The following is a 20,201-nucleotide window of genomic DNA, read 5'->3' on the forward strand; positions in this document are numbered from 1 at the left end:
TTGCAGTGTAAGGCAAGCCTGATATGGGTGTATGCGGAAGCGGGAATTAATACATGCCTTCGCGGGGACGTACTTTTTCCCGCACATCCTGACCGAATAAATTTACCAAATCCTGAAGATGGCTAATTTCGATCTGTTTCAAACCCTTGATGGTCAGCTTCTTTTTGGCTGTTTGACCCTGTTTGGGGACATAACCATTAACGAAGCCAAGTTTGGCCGCTTCTTTCAGGCGGGCCTCGGTCTGGCCGACCGGGCGAACTTCGCCCGACAGGCCAATTTCACCAACAATAACGGTTTCAGCAGGTACAGGACTGTCTGCAACTGCGGAAATAAGGGCCGCGGCAACCGCAAGGTCGGCGGCCGGCTCGCCCACACGCAGGCCACCTGCGACGTTCAGGTAAACGTCAAATTGGCTAAGGGGCAGGCCACAACGGGCATCAAGCACGGCTAAAATCATGTTCATGCGGGCAGAATCCCAGCCGACCACGGCGCGGCGCGGGGTTGCCAGGGCCGATTGTGCGACGAGAGCCTGAATTTCCACCAGCATCGGGCGGGTTCCCTCCAGCCCGGCGAAAACGGCGGTGCCGCTAACCGGGGCATCACGGTCAGCCAGAAACAGGGCAGACGGATTGGGGACTTCGACCAGCCCGGCATCGCCCATTTCAAACACGCCAATTTCGTCGGTCGCGCCAAAGCGGTTTTTTACCGCACGCAGAATGCGGAACTGGTGGCCACGTTCGCCTTCAAAATAAAGGACGGTATCGACCATATGTTCCAGCACGCGGGGACCGGCGATCTGGCCTTCTTTGGTAACGTGCCCCACAAGGATGACGGCAAATCCCTTGCGTTTGGCAAGGCGGATCAGCTCCAGCGCACAGGCGCGCACCTGGGAAACCGTTCCTGGCGCACTATCAAGGGTGTCGGCATACATCGTCTGAATAGAATCGATGACCACAACTTCGTGGCTGCTTTGATCCAGGGTGGCGATGATATCGCGCAGGCTGGTGGCGGCGGCGAAATCGACCTTTGATTTTTCCAGCCCCAGCCGTGCCGCGCGCATCCGTACCTGATCAACCGCTTCCTCGCCCGAGATATAGGCGCATTTATGCCGGGCGGCGAGAACGCCAACCGCCTGTAACAAAATAGTGGATTTGCCAATGCCGGGGTCGCCGCCAACCAGCAGGGCGGACCCGGGAACCAGGCCGCCGCCACAGGCACGGTCAAGTTCGGCAATGCCGGTTATAATGCGGGGCGGGCGCGCACTTTGGCCTTCAAGGGCCACAAAATCCAGCGGTTTGCCGCGGGGGCCGGTCGTGATGCCGCCGGTGGCTTTGGGGCCGGCTTCAATGCGTTCTTCCTCGATGGTGTTCCAGGAATCACAGGCATCACAATGCCCGGTCCATTTCCGGTATTCGGCTCCGCAATTCTGGCAGATAAATCGGCTTTGGGTTTTTGCCACAAAAAGCTCCGTTGGAAAAAGACCGGGGGCGGGCTGGTTTTGAGCCCGGTATCAGGACCATAAGCCTGATCATAAATCAAAGGGTTGGCCGGATTAAAGATGCTTTAAATCCAGATCAAGCGGACCTTCGGTGTTGCCCGATATGAATTGCGCCAGATAGGGGTTGTCGCTGTGTTCAACATCGGCAACCGGGCCATCCCAGATGATTTTTCCCTGATAGAGAAAAGCAATGCGGTCGGCAATTTTGCGCGCACTGGCCATATCATGGGTGATGGTCAGGGCACAGGCACCAAGTTCACGCGTACATTTGACAATCAGGTCGTTAATCACATCGCCCATGATCGGGTCAATGCCGGTGGTGGGTTCATCAAAAAACAGAATTTCGGGTCGGGTGGCGATGGCACGCGCAAGACCAACGCGCTTTTGCATGCCGCCAGAAAGTGATGCAGGCGACAAATCTGCCATTTCGGCCCCCAAACCAACATCGGCAAGGCGGGCGATGGCAATGTCATAGGCTTTTTTGCGGTCAATGCCCTGGCCTTCGATCAGGCCAAAGGCAACATTTTCCCATACCGGCAATGAGTCAAACAGGGCTGCCCCCTGAAACAGCATACCGGTTTTTGCCAGCATGGCGTCCTGGGCTTTCCGGTCTGCGCCAACCATTTCAACGCCGTCAATTTTGATCGACCCGCTGTCGGGGGTAAGCAACCCCAATACACATTTCAGGGTTACCGATTTACCGGTGCCCGATCCGCCAATGATGGCAACCGATTCCCCGGCTGCCACATCAAGATTAATACCTTGCAGGACTTTTTTGGCACCAAACCCTTTGTGAAGGTCGGTCAGACTGATTTTCGGGCTGTTTGACATAAGTTTGCGGCCCTGAATTAGCGAACAAAAAACAGTTCGGTCACGATGTAATTGGCAATCAGGATCAGGATGGAACTGGAAACCACGGCATTGGTCGTTGCCTGGCCAACGCCCTGGGCACCGCCGCGCGAGTAATAACCCTGATAGCAGCCCATCAATGTGATGATGAAACCAAACGCTGCTGCCTTGACCAGCCCTGAAACCACATCAAGTGTTTCAAGATACTGAAAGGTGTTCTGGATATAGGAACCGGAATTGAACGACAGTTTGTTCACGCCGACCATATAACCGCCCATCACCCCGATGATGTCGCCAACAAAAACCAGTATCGGCAAGGTGACCAGGCCCGCGATAACCCGCGGAACCACCAGATATTTGAACGGATTGGTTGAAAGGGTTACTAGTGCGTCGATTTGTTCGGTTACACGCATGGTACCAATTTCGGCGGCAATGGCGGCACCTACACGTCCCGCCACCATCAACCCGGCCAGAACCGGGCCCAGTTCGCGGGTCATGGAAATGACAACCACCGTGGCAACCGCACTTTCGGCTGAAAACCGCGAAAACCCCGAATAACTTTGCAGGGCCAGAACCATGCCGGCAAACAGCGTGGTCATGGCGACAACCGGCAGCGAAAAATAGCCGATTTCGCACATTTGCTTAAAGATCAGCCGGAAATAGAAACGCGGCGTCACACAATGCAAAAGTGTTTTGGCGGCAAAAACCGTAACCCGGCCGACAACAGCCAGAAATGCAAGAAATATCCGGCCTACCGGCGCTAAGATCGGCATCTGGGGCGTTATTCCCTTGTTTTGGCAATGTCTGTATTGGGCAAAATCGCCACAAACAGATCAGCCTTCGGTGTAAACCCGCTGATAACGATGACCAAGCGAGGTCAGGATTTCATAGCCAATAGTACCGGACATCGTACCGATATCATCAACTGTGCAGTCTTTGCCAAGCAGGGTTACATCGTCGCCAGCTTTCAGCTTTCCTTCAGGCAGGTCCGTAACATCAATGCCAAAGGCATCCATTGAAACACGACCAACCATTGGCGTCTGAATGCCGCCGATTTTCAGTTTCCCGGCGTTGGAAAGGTGGCGCAACCAGCCATCGGCATAACCTGCGGCAATGGTTGCAATTCTGGAGGGCCGTTCAGCCCGCCAGGACGCACCGTATCCGACCGACTCTCCGGTGTCAATCTGACGCAATTGCAAGACCTTGGCTGTTAACGTGACCACAGATCGCATCGGGTTGGCTTTTTCCGGCGTCGGGTTGCCACCCCATAGGGCATAACCCGGGCGGCAAAATTCCAGGTGGTAGTCCTTATGGCGGAAAATGGCCGATGAATTGCAAAATCCGCGCGGTGCGGGCGGTAAACGCCGATACCATTTCATGAACAGATTATATTGTTCGCGGGTGATCGGGTTTTCGGCTTCGTCGGCGGCGACCGGGTGGGTCATATAGCCAGCCTTTTCAAAGCCATACAGCAATTGCGAATGCCGTTCGATTAATTCCTGCATATCACGCGGCGACAGGCCGGTGCGGTTCATGCCGGTGTCAAGGTGAATGAAAGCCGGCGCCGGGCGTTCATATTCGCGGCACAAATTGGACCAGCGTTCAATCTGGCCCAGGTCATTAAGAACCGGGATAACGTCGTTTTCGATGAAAAATTCTTCATCGCCGGGCATCAGTCCGTTAAAAACGGCAATGCGCCCGCCGCCCCGCAAAAGCGGAAAAAGATCGGCGGCTTCATTGGCATGGGCGACAAAAAACAGGCGGCAGCCCTGTTTTTTCAAAACCGGTACAATCGCCTTGGCACCCAGCCCGTACGCGTCTGCCTTTACAACGGCACCCATGGTACGGCCGGTATAGGTTTTTTGCAGACGCTGATAGTTTTCAGCAATTGCTCTCAGGTTAATTTCCAGCTGTGCGCAATCGGCTGCACGGCCAGGGGCGGGTAGGACGCTCATTGGCTAAACCCCGTTATATGCATAGTGGGTTATTCGTCGAATTCTTCGGCGACATGATCAAGATCGCCAAATTTGGTAAAGTTGCCGTCAAAAAACAGCCGGACGTTGCCAACCGGGCCATGTCGCTGCTTGGCCACAATGACTTCGGCGGTGTTGTAAACCTGGTTTAGGCGTTCCTGCCATTGGGAATAACGCTCGCCGAATTTATCTGTTGATTCTTCGGGCTTTTGTGCAGGTTCAGCCCGTTCCAGATAATATTGTTCACGGTAAATAAACATCACCACGTCGGCGTCCTGCTCGATCGAGCCGGATTCACGCAAATCCGACAATTGCGGGCGTTTGTCGTCGCGCTGTTCAACTGCACGTGAAAGCTGCGACAGGGCCAGAACCGGGCAGCCCAGTTCCTTGGCAATTGCTTTGAGCGAGCGGGTAATTTCCGAGACTTCCTGCACACGTCCGTCGCCGCGAAAGTTGGTTGGCGGGGCCAGAAGCTGAAGGTAATCGACGACAATCATGGCAAGGCCGTGCTGGCGTTTTAGCCGGCGGCAACGGGTGCGCAAGGTTGACACCGGCAGGGCCGGTGTATCGTCGATATACAGCGGAACCGTATTTAATTCGCGCGACGCAATAACCAGACGTTCAAAATCGTCCTCGTTCAAATCACCACGGCGCATGTTATCGCCCGAAACCTCGGCAGCCTGCGACAAAAGACGCCCGGCAAGCTGTTCGGCCGCCATTTCAAGCGAGAAAACGGCAATGGCACCGGTGCGCAATTCGTCAAACTGGTCTTCGCCGCTGGCACGGGTTTTGTGCGAAGAAATGGCGGCGTTAAACGCCACGTTCATGGCCAGGGCTGTTTTACCCATTGACGGGCGCCCGGCCAAAATCAAAAGGTCGGAAGGGTGCAGGCCGCCCAGTTTGCGGTCGATATCGCGAAGACCGGTGGTAACACCAACAACCTTGCCCGCATTTTTATAGGCATGTTCAACGTTTTCAACCGCACGCGTCAGTGCCGGGCCAAAGGCGACAAAACCCGATTCCGCTGCCCCGGCAGTCGCCAGGGAAAACAGGCGTTGTTCGGCATTTTCAATCTGGTTGGCCGCGTCGGCGTCCAGTTCGTATTGATAGGCCTCGTTGACAACAGATTCGCCAATTTCGATTAATTCGCGGCGCAAATACAGGTCGTAAACCAGCTTTCCATAGTCACCCGCATTAATGACCGAAACCATGTTATTGGATAATTCGGCCAGATATTGCGCACCACCAATTTCGGCCAGATGTTCATCCTGGCGAAAAAAGGCTGACAGGGTAACCGGGTTGGCCAACTGGCCGCGTTCGATCAGTTTGCCGCAAGCTTCGTAAATGCGGCCGTGGCGGGCATCGGCAAAATGTTCGGGGCGTAAAATATCCGAAACGCGCTCATAGGCAGCGTTGTTGTTCAGGATCGCACCCAAAAGCGCGGCCTCCGCCTCAAAGTTGTGAGGCGGCATACGCTCGAGCGGAAGATGGTGGTTAGCACCGTCGTCTGCATCCATGGGCGCAAACAGGGCATCAAGCTGGGGATCATTCATGATGGCGGAGCCTACCAGTCATCCTGTTGAGCTGAAAGTGGAAAACCAACGTGGTCATAGCGGGTATACCGTAACCGCAATGGTCAGGATACATGGTGTTTTTTCACAGGGCGGAATATTTTCCGTTCAAACAGGTGTTTGGGGAAAAAGAAAAACGGCGTACCCGCGAAGGATACGCCGTTTTTTGAAAAAACGTCAGGCAACACCAGATCAGGCGTTGGCTTCTGCTGCTTCTTCTTCGCCTTCAGCTTCCAGTTCTTCTTCGGATGCTTCTTCGGCAAGTGCTTCTTCTTCTTCCATCTCGTCGATGGTGCCAAGAACAGCCGCACCTTTACGAAGCTGCTCGGCGGCATCTTCTTCGGTACGGGCGACGTTGGCGGTAACCGTGATCAGGACTTCCGGGTGCAGCGCGACGACAACGTCATGCAGACCCAGGGACTTGATCGGGGCTTCCAGGCGAACCTGACCACGCGAAATGGTGCAACCTGCGTCGGTAACAGCAGCGGCGATGTCGCGTGCGGTAACCGAGCCATACAGATGCCCGACGTCAGATGCCTGGCGAACCAGGGTCACTGCCAGATCGCCAAGGCTTTCAGCGACTTTCTGGGCTTCCGAACGGCGTTCCAGGTTGTCAGCTTCGAGCTGTGCTTTCTGTGCTTCGAAAACAGCAAGATTTGCCTTGTTTGCACGCAGGGCCATACCCTGGGGCAGCAGGCGGTTGCGGGCGTGGCCCGGCTTTACGGTGACAACGTCACCCATCTGGCCGAGTTTTTCTACCCGCTGGAGCAGAATAACTTCCATCACCGATCCTCCTCATTGCTACGGGTCATCGGTTGGTTCCCCCGCAGCCTGATTAAATGCTCAACAATTCCAAGTCCGCAGATCGCGATGAACGACCAGCTGGATAGAACCGTGACGATATAAAACACCGTCAATATCATACGCTTTTGCGGCCATCGGGCTGCCTGCCCGTGTACCAGCGCCAATCCCTGAAACAGGAACGGCACTGCCAGTACAACCGCGACGTTGCGCGCTATATAGGCCAGGTTGCCATCGCTAAACGCGATGGATGCCCCGGCCAGGGCAAACGCAAAAAGTGACCAACCGGGCAAAGCCAGCGACGCCAGTGATGGCGTCGGGCGCAGGTTTTTGCCTGCGCGCACCAGAATTGCCTGTGCAATCATGACATTGACCAGTACCATCAGGTACCAGGACAATGCCGCAATCGCCGGGAAATATGTCTGGAACATCACAATGATCTGTTGAACATCCGGCGTTAGCGGAACACCCATTTCAGAATACATCGTCGAGAGGAAGTGAGCGATCACTCCCTGAATATCCAGACCATCCGCCGCGACAGTTGCAAGGATGACAATCATCATCACGGCAACGGCCAGGGCCATGGCGGCTAAAATGATACCGGGCTGAATAAACGCCGGTTTCCCGGAGTCGTCAGCCCGCATTATCAGCGCCACGCGGGTCAACATCGTCGCTGGTCCGGCGATCACGACCAGAAAGACCGTGAACGGCAATGGGCCACCCAAAAGAAGCAGGGCCGCACATGCCGCAATTGCCGCAACCAGCAGGCTTTTGGGTCCGCGCCACAATCCGATAACGAAAAGTGGCAGGTGCCCGAAATAGGAAAGCAGCAGCGCTAGCGGATTTCCGGTCAATACCAGCAAAAACAAGAGCGCACTGCCCAGTCCTGCACCGATTGACGATAGGGTATCACGCGAAGACATCAGCTACTCCGTTGGCCGAGACCGCAAAACAAAGTCTCTTGCCGACTGCCTCAGACCTGGTCTGAGTAGGGCAGCAGCGCCAGGAAACGAGCGCGTTTGATGGCTTTTGAAAGCTCACGCTGTTTCTTGGCCGAAACGGCCGTGATACGGCTCGGAACGATCTTGCCGCGTTCGGAAACGAAACGCTGCAACAGTTTGACATCTTTATAGTCGATCTTCGGCGCATCCGCACCCGAGAACGGGCAGGTTTTGCGGCGACGGAAAAACAGACGACGTCCAGCCATGGTATATCCTCCTCGTTAATCGATTACTGGCGCGGGCCGCTGCGGCGCGGGCCACGGCTGCCACGTTCTTCGCGGTTACGCAGAATGGCTGACTGTTCTTCTTCGAACTCGTCAACTTTTACGGTCATCTGACGCAGCACGTCTTCATTGAAGCGCATCTGACGTTCATATTCCGCAATCGCGTCCTTGTCGGCTTCGATCTGGAAGAGGGTATAATGACCCTTGCGGTTTTTCTTGACCCGGTAGGTCAGGGAACGCAGGCCCCAGTATTCGGTCTTGGCAACAGTTGCGCCGAGGCCTACGAGGGTTTCGTTCAGTTTTTCGTTCAGGGCTTCGACCTGTGCAGTCGAGAAGTCCTGACGTGCAATATACACGCTTTCGTACTTGCTCATAATTCTCCTAATCACCCCTTGTGGCTTGTCTCTTCCTGAACGACCTCATGTCGAGCAGGCATAGCCGGGCATTCCCGGCAAGGAGCCGTGAGCCGGGCAATATACACTTTTCGCCATCAGGTGCAACGGCAAATACCGGCTTGTTCAAACGATTCGACCTGCCCGTTTTTGCAATGCTGGTTTGCACAATTCTTCAACGGTACGCCAGGCGGGAAATTTTGTCATAAAAGCGTTGCACTTTTCTAAGAGCCGCTATGCAAAGCCCGATATTCCCTTGATTTGCAAAGGGTGTGCGGGTAGTTCTTAATGCCATTCGTCGAACCGGTCGACCTCTCTTCATTGCACATTTTCCCGGCCACCCCCCACTGACAACAAAAATAGCGGGGCTGGGAATTTATGTTATGGGGCGCTAGACCGGGCTATACTCAGAATGTACATGGTTTGGTGATGGTTGAATCCCAGGTTGAAGGCGCGTCTCCCCGGCGCGCGACACTGCTTACTTTATGTTTCTTTTCCCTAGTCGTCGGTATCATTACCGGTTATGGCGCAGTCGCGTTTCGCGCCTTGGTCGCGATTATTCATAATCTGGCGTTTTATGGCACTTTTACGCTGGAATATGATGCCAATATGCTGACCGAGCCGTCGTCATGGGGGCCTCTTATTATTCTTGTTCCCGTTCTTGGCGGGATGCTGGTTGTTTTTCTGGTTAATAATTTCGCACCCGAAGCCAAAGGTCACGGTGTGCCGGAAGTGATGAATGCCATCTATTTTAATCAGGGTCGTATTCGGCCTCTGGTGGCAGTGATCAAGTCCGTTGCATCCGCCCTGTCAATTGGTACCGGGGCCGCAGTTGGCCGTGAAGGACCAATCATTCAGATCGGCTCGTCGCTGGGTTCCAGTATTGCGCAGCTTCGCAACCTTCCGACCGGACAGCGTATTACGTTGCTGGCGGCCGGGGCAGGGGCTGGTATTGCGGCAACGTTTAACACCCCGCTGGGGGCTGTGTTGTTCGCGATTGAACTGATGATGCCTGAAGTGTCGACGCGCACGTTTTTGCCGGTGGTCATTGCGACGGGTGCTGCAACCTATATCGGGCGTATTTCCTTTGGTCTGGCACCGGCATTTGAAGTGCCGCTGGCCGCCATTCCACAGGTTTCAGCAATCGATATTGAAGCCCTTATCATTTATGTCGTGCTGGGTGTTCTGAGCGGCGTTGCAGCCTGGATGCTGATCCGTTCGATGCTGATCACGGACAAGTTTTTCAAAAAGATGCCCGGTAATGATTATACCCGCCATGCGGTCGGTATGCTGTCGGTCGGCATTTTGATGTATGTCCTGTTCCTGACGGCAGGCAATTATTATGTTGATGGCGTTGGTTACGGCACCATTCAGGCCATCCTGCGTGGCGGGATGACATCGTTGCCGTTGCTGGTGATCCTGTTCTTTGCCAAAATGTATGCAACGTCGGTCAGTATCGGTTCCGGCGCATCGGGGGGCGTATTTTCGCCGTCACTGTTTGTCGGGGCGACCATGGGCGGCGCTGTTGGTGTTATTGGTACCATGATTTTCCCCAATGCAGGCATTAACCCGGCTGAATTTGCGCTTGTTGGTATGGGCGGCGTGGTTGCGGCCGGTACTGGCGCGGCGATGACCGCGATCATCATGATTTTTGAAATGACCCGCGATTATAACATTGTCGTGCCACTGGTGGTGGCCGTGGCAATTGCGCTGGGTGTACGTCGCATGTTGATCAGCGAAACCATCTATACATCGAAACTGGTGTTGCGCGGGTTGCACATTCCCAAGGAACGCCACAGCAATATGTTCATGGTTCATCCGGCCCACGAGGTAATGGACCGTGCCCCGATTTTCCTTGATGCCGCAATGCGGGTTAGCGAAGCGGTTGAAAAAATTGGTGCAAAGCCGAAAGTTGCATCGATTGTGGTGGTTGCCGGTGACCGGATTGTCGGGGTTGTTCCCGATGTGGACCACCTCTATGCCGTTGCCAATGAAAAGGCGAATGCAACATTAAGTGACCTGGTTGACGAGGATTTTGTGGTTGTTGTTGATAAAACCACATTGTTTGATGTGATCAAGCGTATGCATCGCCGTAATGCACGGGCCGCCGTTGTTGTGCAGCCTTGTCGTGGGTTGCCGCGTCAGTCTGATGTGCGCGGCGTCATTACCAAATCGCATATCTCGGACAGTGTTGTTTCAAGCATGCAAAACTATCTTGAATAGGCACGGGTTGGGGCCGCAGGACCGTTTTGGTACTTGATTGGCTGAAACCCTGGAAAGATAAGAAGGCAGTGGGTAAATCATGATACCTGCTGCCTTTTTTCTTGCAATCGTGTAATTCTACGCCACCTTTGAGGGCAAAGCAGGTTTTTTCCTGACCAGCGCGGTGGTGTCCGGTCTTGACAGGACGGGCGGGCGCGTTATCAAGGGGGCCTTTATAAAAGCCGGGTCGGGCTGCCCGAACGGCATAAACGCAGACAAGGGTGCTATATCAATAATGACACGCGCATTTGTATTTCCCGGTCAGGGATCGCAGGCCGTTGGTATGGGCAAGGAACTGGCCGAGGCCTTTCCGTTGGCTCGTGAAGTGTTTCAGGAAGTCGATGATGCGCTTTCACAAAAGCTCAGCACATTGATGTTTGAAGGCCCGGAAGGCGATTTGACGCTGACGGAAAATGCGCAGCCTGCCCTGATGGCCGTAAGCCTGGCTGTTACCCGTGTTCTGGAAAATCAGGGCGGTTTTACCCTGACGGACAAATGTGATCTGGTTGCCGGTCATTCACTGGGCGAATATTCGGCCCTGGCGGCGGCAGGCACATTTAGTATTTCCGATGCGGCACGTTTGCTTAAAATTCGCGGGCAGGCCATGCAGGCCGCTGTGCCGGTGGGTGTTGGTGCCATGGCGGCCCTTTTGGGCCTGGATTACGCCGACGCAGCCGCCGTTGCCGAATTGGCAGCACAGGGTGATGTTTGCACCGCTGCCAATGACAATGCCAATGGTCAGGTCGTTGTATCGGGTCATAAGGCCGCAGTGGAACGCGCCATTGAAATTGCCAAGGAAAAAGGTGCCAAGCGCGCGTTGTTGTTGCCGGTATCTGCCCCGTTCCATTGTGCCCTGATGCAACCTGCGGCGGACCGCATGGCCGAAGCCCTGGGCGATGTTACAATGAATGTGCCGCGTGTGCCGCTGGTTGCCAATGTAACGGCGCAAAAGGTTCAGGATGCCGATGCGATCCGTGATTTGCTTGTCAAACAGGTTTGCGGCACAGTGCGCTGGCGCGAATCAGTTCTTTATATGAAAGAACAGGGTATCGACACGCTGGTTGAAATTGGTGCGGGAAAAGTTCTGAGCGGAATGGTGCGCCGTATTGACCGTGATATGACAGGGACCGCAATTAATGGTCCGGCCGATATTGAAGCCTTTCTGGGCGCGTTGTAACGCTGCACCGGTTTAAATTGCGACAGGGAAGAAACATATATGTTTGATCTGACAGGTAAAACAGCACTGGTTACGGGTGCAACCGGCGGCATTGGTGGTGAAATTGCCAGGGTTCTGGCGCAGGCCGGGGCAAAGGTTGCACTTTCGGGCACCCGTGCTGAACGGCTTGAAGCTGTTGCTGCCGAAATTGGCGAAAATGCTGTCGTTGTTCCGGGTAATCTTTCGGATGCAGCATCGGTTGACGGTTTGATCAAGCAGGCGGAAGAAGCCCTTGGCGGGCAGCTTGATATTCTGGTTAATAATGCCGGTATCACGCGTGACCAGCTTGCAATGCGCCTGAAGGATGAAGACTGGCAGGCCGTGCTTGATGTGAACCTGACAGCAGCATTCAAACTGGCACGTAATTCCTTGCGTGGCATGATGAAGCGTCGTTTTGGCCGTATTATTAATATTACCTCGATTGTTGGTGTAACGGGGAATCCGGGGCAAACCAACTATGCGGCAGCCAAAGCAGGTATGATTGGCTGGTCCAAATCACTGGCGCAGGAAGTTGCTGTGCGAGGTATTACTGTAAACTGTGTTGCCCCTGGTTTTATCACCACGGCAATGACCGACGAGCTTGGCGATACGCAGAAAGAAAAGCTGTTAGGCGCTATTCCTGCCGGTCGTATGGGGGAAAGTGCAGAAATCGCAGCAGCGGTTTTGTACCTTGCCAGTAGCGAGGCTGGATATGTCACAGGTCAGACCTTGCATGTAAATGGCGGAATGGCGATGATTTAACCCGTTGCGGGTTGCTTGCTTTTCTGTTTAAAAGAGGCCGCTATACCAAATCACCGGAACCGGCAATTGCGGTCGCCGGTTTCACGGTCCCCGTTCGTACCTTGAAAGGGCGGATTTCGGGACAAGATAAACTAACTGACAAAGAACCTATTGAAGGATTTAAGCTATGAGTGATGTCGCAGATCGCGTGAAGAAGATCGTTGTCGAACACCTCGGTGTTGAAGAAGACAAGGTCACGGAAAACGCCAGCTTCATCGACGATCTGGGCGCCGACAGCCTGGACACCGTCGAGCTGGTTATGGCGTTTGAAGAAGAATTCGGCGTTGAAATTCCTGACGATGCCGCTGAAAAAATTCTGACCGTCAAAGACGCGATTGACTTCATCGAAAAGGCAAACGGCTAATTTTGCTGTTTGACGCGGGCGCCAGAGGCATCCTCGGGCGCCCTTTTCGTCTTTGCAATTTTCATAAAATAAAGGCGTAAAGCGGGATGAGACGCGTAGTTGTAACCGGTATTGGCGCAGTCACGCCTGTCGCAAACGGTGCCCAGACCACATGGCAGGGGCTGCTGGACGGAAAATCAGGCATCAGAACCATCGATAATTTTGATGTTACTGATATCCCCGCAAAGATTGCGGGTATGGTTCCGCGTGGAACGGGCGCTGGCCTGTTTAATGCCGAAGACCATGTTTCTGTCAAAGACATGAAAAAGATGGACGAGTTTATCATCTTTGGTATCGCTGCTGCTGATCAGGCGCTGGCTGATTCCGGCTGGGTTCCGGAAACGGAAGAAGACCAGGAAGCGACCGGGGTGATGATTGGTTCGGGGATTGGCGGGTTGCCGCGTATTGCCGAATCTGCACAGCTGATTGCCGATGGCAAAATTCGCCGTGTCAGTCCTTTCTTTATTCCTTCTTGCCTGATCAACCTGGTTTCTGGCCAGGTTTCAATCAAGCACGGGCTTAAAGGCCCGAACCATGCTGTTGTTACCGCATGTTCGACCGGCGCGCACGCCATTGGTGATGCATCGCGCATGATCATGCTGGGTGATGCCGATGTTATGGTCGCTGGCGGTGCCGAAGCTGCAGTTTGCCGTTTGGGCATGGCCGGTTTTGCCGCTGCCCGTGCGCTGTCGACCGGTTATAACGATACACCGACAGAAGCATCCCGCCCGTGGGATCAGGGCCGTGACGGCTTTGTAATGGGTGAAGGTGCCGGCTGTGTCGTGCTGGAAGAATATGAACATGCCAAGGCACGTGGCGCACGCATTTATGCGGAAGTTGTCGGTTATGGCATGTCGGGTGATGCCTATCACATTACGGCTCCGGCTTCGGATGGTAATGGTGGTTTCCGCTCGATGCGCAATGCCTTGCGCAATGCCGGTGTCACGCCCGAGCAGGTTGATTATGTCAACGCGCACGGGACATCGACGCCGCTGGGTGACGAAATTGAACTGGGCGCGGTTAAGCGCCTGTTTGGGGACGCCATCAACAATGTGTCGATGTCGTCGACCAAATCGGCAACCGGGCACCTGTTAGGGGCTGCCGGCGCGATTGAAGCTGTGTTCTCGGTTCTGGCGATCCACGAAAGTGTGGTGCCGCCGACCCTGAATTTGCACAATCCGTCCGAGGCTTGCCTTGGTATTGATCTGGTGCCGCTGGAAGCCAAACAGCGCAAGGTCAATTACGCATTGTCGAATTCGTTCGGCTTCGGGGGCACCAACGCATCGCTGGTGTTCAAATCGGTCTAACAAGTCAGTAGGGGAACGCATTGCGGCGTTTTCTGCTCTTACTTGGTACTTTATGCATCACCGCTGCGTTCGTTTTTGGGGGCGCGGCGGTGTATGTGTATGTTGCCTATACATCACCCAGCCGCCTTGCACAGGGGATTGACCTTGTTATTCCGCAAGGAACCGGCGTGCGCCAGATCGGGGCTATTCTGACCCGGCAAAAAATTGTGGCTGATCCGCTTATTTTTCTGGCGGGTGTGCGGGCGTCGCAGCTGGATCATTCCTTGCAGGCTGGCGAATATCATTTCCCCGCCCGGGTTAGTCCGCGGCAGGCTGCCGAAATTCTGGCATCCGGGGAAACCGTTAAACGGTTTGTGACCATTCCCGAAGGTTTACGTAGCGTCGAGATTGTAAAGCGGCTGGCACGTGTTGACGGCCTGGTTGGCACCATTGACACTGTGCCTGATGACGGTACCCTTTTGCCCGAAACCTATCAGTTTTCCTATGGGGACAGTAAACAGGGTATTCTTGACCGGATGACCCAGGCACAAACTGACCTTGTTGAAAAACTTTGGCCCAAACGTGCCGCCGATTTACCGTTTGATACCCGGTTGCAAGCCTTAACGCTGGCGTCCATTGTAGAGCGTGAAACCGGTGTTGCTGCGGAGCGCGCCCGTGTTGCGGGGGTTTTTGTTAACCGCCTGCGTCAAAATATGCGATTGCAGTCGGACCCGACAGTGGCCTACGCGGTAAGCCCTGACTTGCCACTTGACCGGGCCTTAAGCCGTGCTGACCTTAAGTTTGAAAGCCCGTATAACACATACGTTGTAACCGGGCTTCCGCCTGCGCCGATTACGAATCCCGGTCGCGAAGCCATTTATGCCGTGTTGCATCCTGCGGCAACCGACGAAGTTTATTTTGTTGCCGATGGCACCGGCGGGCATGCTTTTGCCAGGACGCTGGATGAACATAATCGCAATGTTGCGCGCTGGCGTAAATTGCGCGCCGATAATAACGACAATTAGGCGTTATGCGCGATTACAAGCGACCAGTTATGTGTCGCAAGGGCAATTTGCCGGTTTGGGATTATCCGGTTTTTTTTGCCCAGTGGCGGATGCCTGCCTGGGCCGTGCCAAATTCCGGTGCCGATGCTTAAGCTATTTCTTTGTTAAACTAACGCGAGACGGTGCCGGGTGGGCGGTAGAGCGGTTCTGTGGTCCGCTTTGCATGTCTGTTTTGGCGACCAGGTCTCACCCCAAACGCATCTGCTTATCAGGCGTTTGGGGTGCAATACGTTTATTTAGCTTGCGAATTTTGCCGACGGGCAGGTTTATTGGGTAGCCGGGCAACGACGCGGTCAAATATGGCGGATGGCAAATGTTTTAACATGCTGGTTAGCATGTTCATTTGCCAGGGAAAGGCAATCGTCGCTTTGTTACGGGTGAGGCCACGATCAATGATCCTGGCAGCTTTTGATGCTTCCATCAAAAAGGGCATGCGAAAATTATTGGCATCGGTGATCCGGCTTTTTACGAAGCCAGGGCAGATAACATTTACCCGTATTCTGTCGCGTACAAGGCTGCCTCGCAGGGCCTCGCCGTAAATGCGAACAGCAGCCTTGCTGGCACAGTAAGCCGGCGCTGTGGGCAGGCCGCGCCATGATGCCTGCGACGACATGATGGCAATTTGACCACGTTGTTGTTGTTTCATAACGGCGACAGCCGGATCAATGGTATTTAATACACCGTCAACATTTGTCGCCATGATATGGCGGACCTGATCGGGCGTTTCGCCGTCATCGCCGCTTCCCGCTGAAATACCGGCATTTGCGATGACCAGGCTTAAGGGCATGATGCTGTGGCATTTGCTAACATAATCGGCCATCATGTTCTTGTCGGTGACATCCAGAATATCGGCAAAAACATTGGCGCCGGCGTCCCGGCAGTCATTTTCAACCAGCTTCAGGCGCGCCTGGTTGCGTCCGCTAATGAACAGCGTAACACCGGCGCAGGCATAATATCGTGCCAAAGCTGCACCAATACCCGAACTGGCACCAGTGATTAGAATTGCGTTATATTGCAAAGACATACGTGGACGTATTCCATTTTGTTTGGATGGCTTTATCAGGCTTTTTTACCTTGCCGCGACCATGACGGATGATTGGGGCATCAATATGGATGACCTTTATATTCGCAATTTTGAAAATACCGCGAGTATTCCTTGGCGGGATCGCCGGGCAACGTTATAAAACCTCACATATTATAACAGGATGGACAGCAACATGACCGTTTCAAGCATGACCGGGTTTGGCCGCGCCGAAGGGGCGGGTAATGGATTTGGCTGGGTCTGGGAACTTCGCAGTGTGAATGGTAAGGGGCTTGACGTGCGGGCGCGCCTTAACGGGGCAGAACGCCTTGAAGCCCCGGTCCGCGACGCTGTTTCCAAAACCTTCAAGCGCGGCAATATCGGCATTACCTTAACCGTGACGCGGCCGGGTGAAGAATCCAGTTATCGTATCAATCGTGAATTGCTGGCTGATCTGATCGGGTTGGCAGAAGAATTTCACGGGATCAGTCAGCTTGATGTTGGCAGTATTGCCGATTTGTTGAATGTGCGCGGGGTTTTGGAAACTGTTGAACATACTGAAGATGATGCGGCACGTGAGGCCCGAGAAAACAGTATGATGGCGACCTTGAGTAACGCGATTGCCCAATTGGCAGAAAATCGTGATGCGGAAGGTGTCAAGCTGCATGAAATGATGGTTGGCCATATTGACCGGATCGAACAGACGGTTGCGCAGGCAGAAAACTGTGCCGGTGCCCGTGCGGAAGCTATTCGGGCCAGGTTACAGCGCCAGATTGGTGATTTGATGGATGCCGGTCAATTTGATGCCGACCGTTTGCATCAGGAAGCAGCCTTGCTGGCGACCAAAGTTGACGTGCGTGAAGAAATCGACCGTTTGAAAGCTCATATCGCAGCAGCACGCAGCATGATTGCCAAGGGTGGCGCGATTGGCCGTAAGCTGGATTTCCTGTGTCAGGAATTTAACCGCGAGGCCAATACATTGTGTTCTAAAGCGAATGACATAGACCTGACCAGTTGCGGCATGGACTTGAAAGTGATCATCGATCAGCTGCGCGAACAGGTTCAAAATGTTGAATAACTGCGTGTTATAAAGGACGGACCCATGATTGATTCTCATAAACGTCGTGGTGTAATGCTGGTGTTTTGTGCGCCTTCCGGAGCGGGAAAAACAACTATCACGCGGCAATTGCTGGCAACGGATAACCAGATTTCGCTGTCTGTTTCGGCCACGACACGCGACGCCCGGCCGGGTGAAGAAGAAGCCATTCACTATTTTTTCAAATCGGTGGACGGTTTTAAACACATGATCGCCGATGACGAACTGCTCGAATGGGCCGAGGTTTTTGGCAATTATTATGGCACCCCGCGCCAGCCTGTTGAACAGGCATTGTCCGAAGGGCGCGATGTGTTGTTTGATATTGATTGGCAGGGCGCACGTCAGCTACGCGAAAAAGGCGGCGATGATGTGGTTTCAATTTTTGTGTTGCCGCCATCTTCAGCTGAACTTGAACGCCGTTTGCGTGATCGCGGGCAGGATGCCGATGATGTGATTATGAAACGCATGGCCAAGGCAGGGGCTGAAATTAGCCACTGGGAGGAGTTCGACTATGTTTTGGTCAATGATGACCTGGAACAGTGTTTGGCCTCTGTGCAGCATATTATCGGGGCGGAGCGCGTGAAGCGTGAGCGCCAGATGGAATTAAATGCGTTTGTAAAAAAACTTCTGACCGATTGATTGGAAAACCCCGACGATCAAAGGGGATTTGTGGGGATCAAACCAGTTCTCTATAAGGTTTATATGGAGAACTGGTTCGCGCAACGGGTTATGTGATTTTCGTAGCAGCGGAGCCTATGTTGAATAACCTCGCCAACCAGGAAATTCAGGGGTGGGCCGGGACTGGCAGGGTTTATCTTGCGTCGTAAAGCTGTGTCAGGCGTACAAATGCGTTAACATCAAGCTCTTCAGCCCGTGATGTTTCGGCAATGCCTGCTTTTTCCAGCAATTCCAGTACATTGACATCCAGGCTTTTTAAACTGGCACGCAACATTTTGCGGCGTTGACCAAAGGCTGCCTGCGTCACCTTTGCCAGGCTTTGCAGGCTGATTTCGGTACCACGGTCAGCTTTGGGAACAAGCTGAACGACAGCCGATGTTACCTTTGGCGGCGGGGTAAATGCACTGCGATGGACATCAAACAGAATATCGCAATCACACAGATATTGGCACAGCACAGATAACCGGCCATAGGCCTTGGTTTTTGGTTTTGCCACGACCCGTTCAGCAACTTCTTTTTGAAACATCAATGTCAAACTGGCGAAATCGTCGATTTTCTCCAACCAGCCGATCAATAATAACGTTCCGATATTATAAGGAAGATTGGCAACGATTTTGCGCGGGGCTGCACCCAAAGTTGTTACATCGACCTCAAGGGCATCACCGTCTATGACGTGAAGGCAGCCGGGATAATGCGTGCTTATTTGGGCAAGGACAGGTTGGCATCGCGGGTCGCGTTCAATCACCGTCAGATTTTTTGCACCATTAAACAGCAATGCACGGGTCAGGCCGCCAGGACCAGGGCCGATTTCGATCACGGTTGCATTATCAAGCGGGGCTGCCGCCCGGGCAATACGGCCTGTGAGGTTCAGGTCGAACAGAAAGTTCTGGCCAAATTTCTTTTTTGCCGAAAGGTCGTGCTGCGCAATGACCTCGCGAAGGGGCGGCAGGCCATCATTGGCCATTTTGCCAGTTTCATTTTCGGCGGAGGGGGATGCTTCACTCATGTGATGGAGTTTCTTCCGGTGAAAGTCGGTTATAGACCATTTGACCCGCCATTTTCAGGGCGGCAAGCAAGCTATCTACCCGTGCAACACCTTGACCGGCAATGTTTAAGGCGGTGCCATGGTCCGGTGATGTGCGAATGAAGGGCAAGCCCAGCGTTACATTAACGCCACCGTGAAAATCCAGTGTTTTGACCGGAATCAAAGCCTGGTCATGATAGGGGCATAAGGCAACATCATAAGCTGCGCGGGCTTCTTCGTGAAACATGGTGTCAGCGGGCAACGGGCCTGTAACGTCGTAGCCTTCGGCCTTTAACCGGGCAATGGCGGGGGCAATAATGGTCTGTTCCTCGCTTCCCATGGTGCCATCTTCGCCCGCGTGGGGGTTTAGGCCGGCAATGGCAAGGCGGGGGCGAAGCAGGCCAAAATCGCGGGTCAGGGCTGCGGCTGTGATTTTGCAAAGGGTAACAATTAGATCCGGTGTCAGTTCGCTTTGGACGCGTGACAGCGCAATATGGATGGTCAACGGCACCACGCGTAATTTGCTGTTTGCCAGCATCATGACAGGGGTTGTTCCCGGACCCGCAAGTTCTGCCAGAAATTCGGTATGACCCGGATGAGGGAAACCAGCCTGATAAAGCGCACTTTTCTGGATCGGGTTGGTAACAACAGCCGAGGTAATGCCCTGTCGTGTTAATTTAACGGCAGTTTCGATACTGTTGATAACCATGGGCGCGGTTGCTGCGGCGGCGACGCCAGGAATGACTGGTGCGTCATTATCGGCAATTTCGAAAACAGGCAAAGCACTGGCAAAAACAGAACTGGCCATTGCCGCGCTCTCAACCCGGACAATAGGGACTGGCAGGCCCAGTTGCGTGGCATATTGTGCCATAATACGCGAAGGTCCGATCAGGCAAAAGGGCAGCATGTTGCTGCCCTGTTTTCTGGTGCCGGTTGCGGATGCTGTTTGTGCCAGCCAGGCTTTCAGGGCCAGTTCCGGGCCAATGCCGCCGGGGTCGCCGATGGTCATTGCCAGTGGGTGTGGCTGTTGGTTTGCCATCGGCAATCTCACATGTTGTTGGC

20 protein-coding genes are annotated in these 20,201 nt (G+C 54.0%); 8 read left to right on the forward strand and 12 right to left on the reverse strand.

Features of this window, described 5'->3' with window-relative positions:
* Nucleotides 1–46 precede the first annotated feature (46 nt).
* From radA to rpsF, 9 genes are all read right to left on the reverse strand, one after another.
* Nucleotides 47–1,459, reverse strand: a complete 1,413-nt coding sequence (radA, locus tag J4E05_RS19695) for a DNA repair protein RadA (protein ID WP_349599218.1) — start codon at nt 1,457–1,459, stop codon at nt 47–49.
* Between the two features lie 93 nt (nt 1,460–1,552).
* Nucleotides 1,553–2,329, reverse strand: a complete 777-nt coding sequence (locus tag J4E05_RS19700) for an ABC transporter ATP-binding protein (protein ID WP_085588953.1) — start codon at nt 2,327–2,329, stop codon at nt 1,553–1,555.
* A gap of 17 nt (nt 2,330–2,346) precedes the next feature.
* Nucleotides 2,347–3,120 carry an MlaE family ABC transporter permease gene (locus tag J4E05_RS19705; RefSeq protein WP_085588952.1) on the reverse strand — a complete coding sequence of 258 codons (774 nt, stop codon included), beginning with the start codon at nt 3,118–3,120 and terminating at the stop codon, nt 2,347–2,349.
* Between the two features lie 60 nt (nt 3,121–3,180).
* Entirely contained in the window at nt 3,181–4,302 is a 1,122-nt protein-coding gene (gene alr / locus J4E05_RS19710) for an alanine racemase (protein ID WP_085588950.1), read from the reverse strand.
* A 29-nt stretch (nt 4,303–4,331) separates the two neighbouring features.
* Nucleotides 4,332–5,873 carry a replicative DNA helicase gene (locus J4E05_RS19715; protein WP_085588948.1) on the reverse strand — a complete coding sequence of 514 codons (1,542 nt, stop codon included), beginning with the start codon at nt 5,871–5,873 and terminating at the stop codon, nt 4,332–4,334.
* Nucleotides 5,874–6,083: 210 nt separating this feature from the next.
* Entirely contained in the window at nt 6,084–6,674 is a 591-nt protein-coding gene (gene rplI / locus J4E05_RS19720; protein WP_085588946.1) for a 50S ribosomal protein L9, read from the reverse strand.
* On the reverse strand, nt 6,674–7,615 hold the full coding sequence (locus J4E05_RS19725) for a DUF2232 domain-containing protein (protein ID WP_085588944.1): 942 nt from the start codon (nt 7,613–7,615) through the stop codon (nt 6,674–6,676). The genes rplI and J4E05_RS19725 overlap by 1 nt, the downstream gene beginning before the upstream one ends.
* Nucleotides 7,616–7,665: 50 nt before the next feature.
* Nucleotides 7,666–7,899 carry a 30S ribosomal protein S18 gene (gene rpsR, locus J4E05_RS19730; RefSeq protein WP_085583988.1) on the reverse strand — a complete coding sequence of 78 codons (234 nt, stop codon included), beginning with the start codon at nt 7,897–7,899 and terminating at the stop codon, nt 7,666–7,668.
* Nucleotides 7,900–7,922: 23 nt separating this feature from the next.
* Complete coding sequence (gene rpsF, locus J4E05_RS19735; RefSeq protein ID WP_085588942.1) at nt 7,923–8,291, reverse strand: 30S ribosomal protein S6; 369 nt, start codon at nt 8,289–8,291, stop codon at nt 7,923–7,925.
* Nucleotides 8,292–8,738: 447 nt separating this feature from the next.
* Between rpsF and J4E05_RS19740 the strand changes: the two genes are divergently transcribed.
* The 6 genes from J4E05_RS19740 to mltG all read left to right on the forward strand — a co-directional run bounded on the left by J4E05_RS19740 (nt 8,739) and on the right by mltG (nt 15,281).
* Nucleotides 8,739–10,532, forward strand: a complete 1,794-nt coding sequence (locus J4E05_RS19740; protein WP_349599226.1) for a chloride channel protein — start codon at nt 8,739–8,741, stop codon at nt 10,530–10,532.
* A gap of 274 nt (nt 10,533–10,806) precedes the next feature.
* Nucleotides 10,807–11,748 (forward strand): ACP S-malonyltransferase, encoded by a 942-nt coding sequence (gene fabD, locus J4E05_RS19745; RefSeq protein WP_085588939.1) that lies wholly within the window; start codon nt 10,807–10,809, stop codon nt 11,746–11,748.
* 39 nt (nt 11,749–11,787) lie between these two features.
* Nucleotides 11,788–12,528, forward strand: coding sequence for a 3-oxoacyl-[acyl-carrier-protein] reductase (gene fabG, locus J4E05_RS19750; RefSeq protein ID WP_085588938.1), 741 nt, complete (start codon nt 11,788–11,790; stop codon nt 12,526–12,528).
* A 166-nt stretch (nt 12,529–12,694) separates the two neighbouring features.
* Nucleotides 12,695–12,931 (forward strand): acyl carrier protein, encoded by a 237-nt coding sequence (locus tag J4E05_RS19755; RefSeq protein WP_073956513.1) that lies wholly within the window; start codon nt 12,695–12,697, stop codon nt 12,929–12,931.
* A gap of 86 nt (nt 12,932–13,017) precedes the next feature.
* Nucleotides 13,018–14,277: a beta-ketoacyl-ACP synthase II gene (fabF, locus tag J4E05_RS19760; protein WP_349599231.1), complete on the forward strand. Its 1,260-nt coding sequence runs from the start codon at nt 13,018–13,020 to the stop codon at nt 14,275–14,277.
* A gap of 89 nt (nt 14,278–14,366) precedes the next feature.
* Nucleotides 14,367–15,281, forward strand: coding sequence for an endolytic transglycosylase MltG (mltG, locus tag J4E05_RS19765; protein ID WP_349599234.1), 915 nt, complete (start codon nt 14,367–14,369; stop codon nt 15,279–15,281).
* Between the two features lie 271 nt (nt 15,282–15,552).
* On the opposite strand, the gene J4E05_RS19770 is transcribed toward mltG, so the two are convergent.
* Nucleotides 15,553–16,344: an SDR family NAD(P)-dependent oxidoreductase gene (locus J4E05_RS19770; RefSeq protein WP_349599237.1), complete on the reverse strand. Its 792-nt coding sequence runs from the start codon at nt 16,342–16,344 to the stop codon at nt 15,553–15,555.
* Nucleotides 16,345–16,537: 193 nt separating this feature from the next.
* Between J4E05_RS19770 and J4E05_RS19775 the strand changes: the two genes are divergently transcribed.
* Nucleotides 16,538–17,419: a YicC/YloC family endoribonuclease gene (locus J4E05_RS19775; protein WP_085588930.1), complete on the forward strand. Its 882-nt coding sequence runs from the start codon at nt 16,538–16,540 to the stop codon at nt 17,417–17,419.
* Between the two features lie 24 nt (nt 17,420–17,443).
* On the forward strand, nt 17,444–18,076 hold the full coding sequence (gmk, locus tag J4E05_RS19780) for a guanylate kinase (protein WP_085588928.1): 633 nt from the start codon (nt 17,444–17,446) through the stop codon (nt 18,074–18,076).
* A gap of 172 nt (nt 18,077–18,248) precedes the next feature.
* Here the strand turns inward: gmk and rsmA are convergent, their stop codons facing one another.
* Nucleotides 18,249–19,121 carry a 16S rRNA (adenine(1518)-N(6)/adenine(1519)-N(6))-dimethyltransferase RsmA gene (rsmA, locus tag J4E05_RS19785; RefSeq protein WP_349599241.1) on the reverse strand — a complete coding sequence of 291 codons (873 nt, stop codon included), beginning with the start codon at nt 19,119–19,121 and terminating at the stop codon, nt 18,249–18,251.
* Complete coding sequence (pdxA, locus tag J4E05_RS19790) at nt 19,114–20,178, reverse strand: 4-hydroxythreonine-4-phosphate dehydrogenase PdxA (protein ID WP_349599244.1); 1,065 nt, start codon at nt 20,176–20,178, stop codon at nt 19,114–19,116. Before pdxA ends, rsmA begins: the two co-directional genes overlap by 8 nt.
* Between the last annotated feature and the right edge of the window lie 23 nt (nt 20,179–20,201).

Source organism: Thalassospira sp. NFXS8, assembly GCF_040148805.1.
In the GTDB taxonomy this organism is placed as follows: Bacteria; Pseudomonadota; Alphaproteobacteria; order Rhodospirillales; family Thalassospiraceae; genus Thalassospira.

Bases quoted from the DNA above. Each gene is read 5' to 3' on its own strand.
- J4E05_RS19725 (WP_085588944.1), bottom strand. From the start codon at position 7,615: ATGTCTTCGCGTGATACCCTATCGTCAATCGGTGCAGGACTGGGCAGT.
- rsmA (WP_349599241.1), bottom strand. From the start codon at position 19,121: ATGAGTGAAGCATCCCCCTCCGCCGAAAATGAAACTGGCAAAATGGCC.
- J4E05_RS19705 (WP_085588952.1), bottom strand. From the start codon at position 3,120: ATGCCGATCTTAGCGCCGGTAGGCCGGATATTTCTTGCATTTCTGGCT.
- J4E05_RS19755 (WP_073956513.1), top strand. From the start codon at position 12,695: ATGAGTGATGTCGCAGATCGCGTGAAGAAGATCGTTGTCGAACACCTC.
- J4E05_RS19715 (WP_085588948.1), bottom strand. From the start codon at position 5,873: ATGAATGATCCCCAGCTTGATGCCCTGTTTGCGCCCATGGATGCAGAC.
- gmk (WP_085588928.1), top strand. From the start codon at position 17,444: ATGATTGATTCTCATAAACGTCGTGGTGTAATGCTGGTGTTTTGTGCG.
- J4E05_RS19770 (WP_349599237.1), bottom strand. From the start codon at position 16,344: ATGTCTTTGCAATATAACGCAATTCTAATCACTGGTGCCAGTTCGGGT.
- J4E05_RS19740 (WP_349599226.1), top strand. From the start codon at position 8,739: ATGGTTGAATCCCAGGTTGAAGGCGCGTCTCCCCGGCGCGCGACACTG.
- pdxA (WP_349599244.1), bottom strand. From the start codon at position 20,178: ATGGCAAACCAACAGCCACACCCACTGGCAATGACCATCGGCGACCCC.
- rplI (WP_085588946.1), bottom strand. From the start codon at position 6,674: ATGGAAGTTATTCTGCTCCAGCGGGTAGAAAAACTCGGCCAGATGGGT.
- rpsF (WP_085588942.1), bottom strand. From the start codon at position 8,291: ATGAGCAAGTACGAAAGCGTGTATATTGCACGTCAGGACTTCTCGACT.
- J4E05_RS19775 (WP_085588930.1), top strand. From the start codon at position 16,538: ATGACCGTTTCAAGCATGACCGGGTTTGGCCGCGCCGAAGGGGCGGGT.
- fabF (WP_349599231.1), top strand. From the start codon at position 13,018: ATGAGACGCGTAGTTGTAACCGGTATTGGCGCAGTCACGCCTGTCGCA.
- J4E05_RS19700 (WP_085588953.1), bottom strand. From the start codon at position 2,329: ATGTCAAACAGCCCGAAAATCAGTCTGACCGACCTTCACAAAGGGTTT.
- alr (WP_085588950.1), bottom strand. From the start codon at position 4,302: ATGAGCGTCCTACCCGCCCCTGGCCGTGCAGCCGATTGCGCACAGCTG.
- rpsR (WP_085583988.1), bottom strand. From the start codon at position 7,899: ATGGCTGGACGTCGTCTGTTTTTCCGTCGCCGCAAAACCTGCCCGTTC.
- fabG (WP_085588938.1), top strand. From the start codon at position 11,788: ATGTTTGATCTGACAGGTAAAACAGCACTGGTTACGGGTGCAACCGGC.
- fabD (WP_085588939.1), top strand. From the start codon at position 10,807: ATGACACGCGCATTTGTATTTCCCGGTCAGGGATCGCAGGCCGTTGGT.